Origin of the sequence: Actinoplanes sp. NPDC000266 (genome assembly GCF_042899005.1) — a bacterium.
Classification (GTDB): domain Bacteria; phylum Actinomycetota; class Actinomycetes; order Mycobacteriales; family Micromonosporaceae; genus Actinoplanes.
Window position 1 is genome coordinate 1 of sequence record NZ_JBIAZI010000029.1, and the last position, 5,845, is coordinate 5,845.

7 protein-coding genes are annotated in these 5,845 nt (G+C 71.5%); 2 read left to right on the forward strand and 5 right to left on the reverse strand.

Features of this window, described 5'->3' with window-relative positions; all coding sequences use genetic code 11:
- From ACFY36_RS51740 to ACFY36_RS51760, 5 genes are all read right to left on the reverse strand, one after another.
- Positions 1 to 146 (reverse strand): FAD-binding protein (locus ACFY36_RS51740; RefSeq protein WP_499753324.1); only part of this gene is annotated, 146 nt, incomplete at its 3' end.
- Positions 143 to 556, reverse strand: coding sequence for an arsenate reductase ArsC (locus ACFY36_RS51745; RefSeq protein WP_499753318.1), 414 nt, complete (start codon positions 554 to 556; stop codon positions 143 to 145). The genes ACFY36_RS51740 and ACFY36_RS51745, both read right to left, overlap by 4 nt.
- A gap of 29 nt (positions 557 to 585) precedes the next feature.
- A complete protein-coding gene (locus tag ACFY36_RS51750; protein ID WP_499753319.1) occupies positions 586 to 1,320 on the reverse strand; it encodes an aquaporin in 735 nt (244 codons plus the stop codon).
- 108 nt (positions 1,321 to 1,428) lie between these two features.
- Positions 1,429 to 2,118 (reverse strand): arsenate reductase/protein-tyrosine-phosphatase family protein, encoded by a 690-nt coding sequence (locus ACFY36_RS51755; RefSeq protein ID WP_499753320.1) that lies wholly within the window; start codon positions 2,116 to 2,118, stop codon positions 1,429 to 1,431.
- A 76-nt stretch (positions 2,119 to 2,194) separates the two neighbouring features.
- Entirely contained in the window at positions 2,195 to 2,569 is a 375-nt protein-coding gene (locus ACFY36_RS51760) for an ArsR/SmtB family transcription factor (protein WP_499753321.1), read from the reverse strand.
- Positions 2,570 to 2,701: 132 nt separating this feature from the next.
- Here ACFY36_RS51760 and ACFY36_RS51765 point away from each other — a divergent pair, with 132 nt between their 5' ends.
- Together ACFY36_RS51765 and ACFY36_RS51770 are read left to right on the forward strand one after the other, a co-directional pair.
- Positions 2,702 to 4,411, forward strand: a complete 1,710-nt coding sequence (locus tag ACFY36_RS51765) for an FAD-dependent oxidoreductase (protein WP_499753322.1) — start codon at positions 2,702 to 2,704, stop codon at positions 4,409 to 4,411.
- Positions 4,412 to 4,431: 20 nt separating this feature from the next.
- Positions 4,432 to 5,787: an MFS transporter gene (locus ACFY36_RS51770; protein WP_499753323.1), complete on the forward strand. Its 1,356-nt coding sequence runs from the start codon at positions 4,432 to 4,434 to the stop codon at positions 5,785 to 5,787.
- The last annotated feature ends 58 nt before the right edge of the window (positions 5,788 to 5,845 follow it).

A 5,845-nucleotide genomic window follows, 5' to 3' on the forward strand; every position in this document is an offset into this window, starting at 1 on the left:
TCGACCTCGGTGGTGGTCATCAGCGCGCCACCGGACTGCACACCCTCGATGACGAGCGGCTTGAGGTTGGCGCGGGCCGCGTAGAGCGCCGCGGTATAGCCGGAGGGCCCCGAACCGATGATGATCAGATCACGGACGGGATTCATGCCTTGCCCGCCGGGAGCAGGTCGGCGAGCAGCGCCTCGATGCGGGTCTTGATCTCGTCGCGGATCGGGCGGACGGCTTCGACGCCCTGGCCGGCCGGGTCCTCGAGTTTCCAGTCCTCGTAGCGCTTGCCGGGGAAGTACGGGCAGGCGTCGCCGCAGCCCATGGTGACGATGACGTCGGAGTCCTGGGCGGTCTCGTATTCGAGGATCTTCGGCTTCTGGTCGGTGATGTCGATGCCCACCTCGGCCATGGCCTCGACGGCGGCCGGGTTGATCTGATCGGCGGGGGCGGAGCCGGCGGAGCGTACTTCGACGGCGTCGCCGGCGAGGTGGCGCAGCCAGCCGGCGGCCATCTGGGAGCGGCCGGCGTTGTGCACGCAGACGAACAGGACGCTGGGCTTGTCACTCATGATGGTGGTCCTTCGGGTGAGAGGTGGTGTCAGCTGGTACGAGAGGAGTCGTGCTCGACGACGACGTCTCCGGCGGACTGTCCGACATGTGGGTACAGGGCGAGCAGCAGGCCGACGCCGATGAGCAGGCCGATGATCTGGGCGACGACGAAGCCGGGCACGGAGGCTGGCTCGATTCCGGCGAAGGTGTCGGTGAAGGCGCGGCCGATGGTGACGGCCGGGTTGGCGAAGCTGGTGGACGACGTGAACCAGTACGCGGCGCCGATGTAGGCGCCGACCGCCGCGGGGGCGACGGCTGCCCGGCCGGACCGGGCGAGCGCGAAGATCAGCAGAAGCAGGCCGGCGGTGGCGACGACCTCGCCCAGCCACAGGTGCCCGGCCGAGCGTTGCTTGGTGGAGAACGTCACCGCGGCCAGATCGAACATCAGGTTGGCCAGGACCGACCCGGCGATCGCGCCGAAAACCTGCGCGACGACATAGCCGGCGAGATCCGTGGCAGCCAGCCCGGAGCGGTCGCGGCGGCCGAGGAACCAGTCCGCGGCGGAAACGACCGGGTTGAAGTGTGCGCCCGAGACCGGCCCAAAGGTCAGGATGAGCGCGCCGAGGGCGAACGCGGTGGCGACGGAGTTCTCCAGCAGCTGAAGGCCCACGTCGTTCGGCGAGAGGGTGGTGGCCATGACGCCGGAGCCGACCACGGCGGTCACGAGCAGCGCGGTGCCGACGAACTCGGCGAGCAGGCGGCGCCAGAGGACGGGTGTGGGCATGGCAGCGGAACTCCGGTCTCTGCGGCGGGCACGGATGAGGGCGAGCGGTCGTCGCCGGCTGCGGTGCCAATCTCACCGCAGCCGCCGGGCATCAGGTGCGGGAAACGGTCAGTTCGCGCCGGTCGCGTGCTGCACGACGGGGGCGATCCGGTCGATGCGGCCGGCGAGATCGGTGTAGGCGGCCTCGAACGCCTCGTCCGTGCCGGCCCGGATCGGGTCGGGCACCGACCAGTGCAGTTGCGGGCGCACCGCACCGGTGAGTTCTTCGTGGGCGTTGTCGCAGACCGCGATGACCAGATCCCCGCCGTGCACGACGTCGGCGACGTGCGCGGTGCCGGTGGCGTCGATGGTCAGGCCGTGGCGGTGGGCGACCTTGACGGCCCGGGGGTGGACCCGGGCAGCGGGTTTCGTGCCGGCCGAGGCGACCGGGCCGCCGACCCGGTCGCGCCACAGGGCGGCGGCCAGCTGCGAGCGGGCCGAGTTGTGCGTACACACGAACACCACGCGGTCGGTGTCGCGCAGCGGCGGTGGGGTCAGCGAGGCGAGCACGTCCGGCTGCAGCCGCAGGTAGGTGCGGCGGCGGTCACCCTCCGAGCGCACCCGCACGATCAAGCCGGCCTCCTGAAGCACCTTCAAGTGGTGCGCGACCAGGTTGGTCGGCATGCTCAGGTCGTGGGCGATCTCGCCGGGGGAGGCGTCGCCGAGGGTCAGCGCGTCCACGATCGTCAGCCGCGCCGGGTCGCCCAGCGCGGCATGAATCCGAGCCCGCGCCTGCACCGAAGAAGATTCGCCGTTCATTGACTCAATACTCGCTGAGTATTATCGGGGAGTCAAGCGGTGATCCGGCCCAACCGTCGGCACGACATGGCGGTGCTTAGGCGACTGCGGGCTCCTCGACGGTGAGCAGCGTCGCGAGCTGCCCCATGAGGGCGGGCCGGGCCCGGTAGTACACCCAGCTGGCCCGGCGTTCGGCGTCGACCAGTCCGGCTTCGCGGAGCACTTTCAGGTGATGCGAGATGGTGGTCCCGGAGATGGTGAACGCCGGCGTGAGGTCGCAGACGCAGATCTCACCACCCGGTGCCGAGGCGATCATCGACATCAGCTGCAGCCGGATCGGATCCCCGAGAGCTTTGAACGCCTGCGCGAGCACGCCGGCGGCCTGCGCAGGCACCCGGTCGCGCGCCATCGGCGCGCAGCACGGCACCGCGTCGAGATCGATCTGCGGGGACGACACGGCCAGTTTCGACATGCGTCGAGGTTGACAGATATCGAAGCCGCGTGCAAGGTGACTTCGACAAGCATCGGATTCGATAGTTCTCGAAACCGTGTACGGTGGGCCTCAGCCCGCCGGTCCCATCCGAGCTCACCGAGGAGTCCCGCCATGAGTAGCGACGCTTCCACCACGGCCACCGACGCCGGGCAGGACCCGTGCTGCGGCACTGCCGAGGCCGCTGCCGCGGCTGACGCTTGCTGCGCGCCCGCCGCTAAGGTCGAGGCTGTTGCTGAGGGCGCCGGCTGTTGCGGCCCAGCGACCACGACCAGCACCGTAGAGCTGCTGACGACCCCGGCCGCCCGCCCCGCACCCCTCGGCCAGAGCCAGCCCGGACAGCTGCCCGTCGTGGTGATCGGCGCCGGCCCGGTCGGTATGGCCGCGGCCGCCCACCTGCACGAACAGGGCCTGCCGTTCCTCGTGCTGGACGCTGGTGACCAGGTCGGCTCGTCGGTGCGGCAGTGGGCGCACGTCGGCCTGTTCAGCCCGTGGCGTTACGACATCGACGCGGCCGCCCGCCGCCTGCTCGACGCCGCCGGCTGGGCCGCCCCCGACGACGAGGCACTGCCCACCGGCGGCCAGCTCGTCGAGGACTACCTGCAGCCCCTCGCCAAACTCCCGGCCATCGCCCCGCACCTGCGCTTCGGCGCCCAGGTGGCCGCGATCAGCCGGGTCGGCGCCGACCGGGTACGAACCGCCGGCCGGGCCGACCTGCCCTTCGTCGTCCGGCTCGCCGACGGCACCGAGATCACCGCCAGCGCCATCATCGACGCGTCCGGCACCTGGCGCACCCCGAACCCGCTCGGCGTCAACGGTCTGCCCGCGCACGGCGAGCCGCAGGCCGCCGACCTGATCGACCATGCTCTGCCCGACGTCCTGGGCGCCGACCGCGACGCCCACGCCGGCCGGCACACGATCGTCGTCGGCTCCGGTCACTCCGCCGCGAACACGCTGCTCGACCTGGCCCGCCTCGCCGAGACTGCCCCCGGCACCCAGATCACCTGGGCGGTCCGCGGCGGCTCGGCCGCCCGCGCGTTCGGTGGTGAGGACGCCGACGAGCTGCCCGCTCGCGGCGCTCTGGGCAGCGGCCTGCGGATGCTGGTCGACACCGGCCAGATCGCCCTGGTCACCGGTTTCGGCGTCCACACCGTTCGCCACGCCGCCGACGGCATCGAACTTGTCGCCGCTGACGGGCGCACCCTGGCCGCCGACCGGGTCGTGTCGGCCACCGGCTTCCGGCCCGACCACAACATCGCCGGCGAACTGCGCTTGGACCTCGACCCGATCCTGGGTTGCACCCGCACCCTGGCCGACCTGATCGACCCCAACGAGCATTCCTGCGGCACGGTCGCCCCGCATGGCTACCGCGAGCTCGGCCAGCCCGAACCGAACTACTACGCCGTCGGGATGAAGTCCTACGGCCGCGCCCCCACGTTCCTGATGGCCACCGGCTACGAGCAGGTCCGCTCCATCGCCGCCGCCCTGGCCGGTGACTTCGACGCCGCCGACGACGTCCAGCTTGACCTGCCCGAAACCGGCGTGTGCAGCAGCAACCTCGTCGCTGAGAGCGCCGCCCGCGAAATCGCCGCCCGCTTCGGGATCACCCCCGACGTCCCGATCAGCCTCGCCACCACAACGATGGCGCTGCTGCCCACCGCGGCCAGCACCAGCGACGCGGTCCGGGCCGCCGCCGCGCAGATCGGCCTCGACCCCGAGACCGCGTTGCAGATCGCGGCACTCACCGAGCAGCCCGGCGCCCTGCCCAGCGTCGCGGGGCTGATCAGCCTCACCCCGGCCGGCGGCGGCAACTGCTGCGCGTGACGCCCACCAGCCAGCCATCGGTGCCCGCCGGCTCTGCAGCCGGCGGGCACCACTGGCTTGTCGCCACGCTGGCGATCACCCAGACCGTCGGCTACGGCACGCTGTACTACGCCTTCGCGGTCTTCCTCGTACCGGTCGCCGCGGACCTGCACACCTCCGCCACCGCCGTCACGGGCACCTTCACCGCGTCCGTGCTCGTCTCGGCCGCGCTGGCGGTACCGGTCGGGCGGTGGCTGGACCGCCACGGCGGCCGGGCCCTGATGACCACTGGCTCACTGCTCGGAGCGCTGATGCTGGTGGCCTGGTCCCAGGTCCACACCCTCGCCCAGCTGTACGCGGTACAGATCGGCATCGGCATCGCGTCGGCCGCCAGCCTGTACGAGGCGGCGTTCGCCGTTATCATCGCCTGGCATCACCCGAGCCGCCGATCGACGGCCTTGCTGGCGCTGACCGTCGTGGCCGGGTTCGCCAGCACCATCTTCCTGCCGCTGACCGGCTGGCTCGTCGACGCCTACGGCTGGCGCCCGGCGCTGGTGATCCTCGCGGCCGTCCAAGCCGCCCTGACCGTCCCTCTGCACGCCGCTGCGGTCCGCCGCGCCCCGTACCAGCGGCACACGACGCTCACCACACCGCCGGCGCCGCTGCGAACCGTGCTCGCCGACCCCAGCTTCTGGCTGCTCGGAATCAGCTTCACCGCCAACACCGCGGCCATCTCGGTGGTGACGGTGCACCTGGTCGCCGCCCTGATCAGCTGGGGCCAACCGGCAGCCTTCGCCGCCACCATCGCCGGCCTGTTCGGTGTCCTGTCGGTCACCGGCCGGCTGGTCATCACCGGACTGCAACGCCGCTACCGGATCACCTCGGTCGTCGCCGCCATCTTCACCGTCCAAGCCGCCGCAGCGGCGGTGCTGCCACTGGCCGGACGACACGCGGTGGCCGCGATCATCGCCGTCGCCGGCTTCGGTCTGGGGTTCGGCGTGGCCACCATCGCCAAACCGGTACTGCTCGCCGACCGGTACGACACCCGCCGCTACGCCACCATCGCCGGCACCCTCGTCGTCCCGATCACCATCGCCAAAGCCACCGCACCCCTGGCCGCGGCCGGCCTGCACACCCGAGACCACGACTACACCGGCGTATTCGCCGCCGCCGCCGTCGCCTGCCTGATCGCCGCCGCCGCGCTGATCGCGGTACCGCCATCCGGTCCGCAACGACCGGCTCACCCCCAGCGCCGCCAGCGCGCGGCGACGACGGCGGCGTTGCTGAGGTCGAGGCAGCCGCGAACATTCGGGTCGAGTGATCCGCTATCGCTTCGAGCGTCGGCGGCACACCGCTTAGGTGTGCATCTGCCAGAGTCGGTTTACATCTGGGTCTGAGTCTTCTGCTTGAGTCTCTCGAAAGGGGTTTGGCCGTCCAGGGCGCCGTGCGGGCGGT

Bases quoted from the DNA above. Each gene is read 5' to 3' on its own strand.
- ACFY36_RS51745 (WP_499753318.1), bottom strand. From the start codon at position 556: ATGAGTGACAAGCCCAGCGTCCTGTTCGTCTGCGTGCACAACGCCGGC.
- ACFY36_RS51750 (WP_499753319.1), bottom strand. From the start codon at position 1,320: ATGCCCACACCCGTCCTCTGGCGCCGCCTGCTCGCCGAGTTCGTCGGC.
- ACFY36_RS51760 (WP_499753321.1), bottom strand. From the start codon at position 2,569: ATGTCGAAACTGGCCGTGTCGTCCCCGCAGATCGATCTCGACGCGGTG.
- ACFY36_RS51765 (WP_499753322.1), top strand. From the start codon at position 2,702: ATGAGTAGCGACGCTTCCACCACGGCCACCGACGCCGGGCAGGACCCG.
- ACFY36_RS51755 (WP_499753320.1), bottom strand. From the start codon at position 2,118: ATGAACGGCGAATCTTCTTCGGTGCAGGCGCGGGCTCGGATTCATGCC.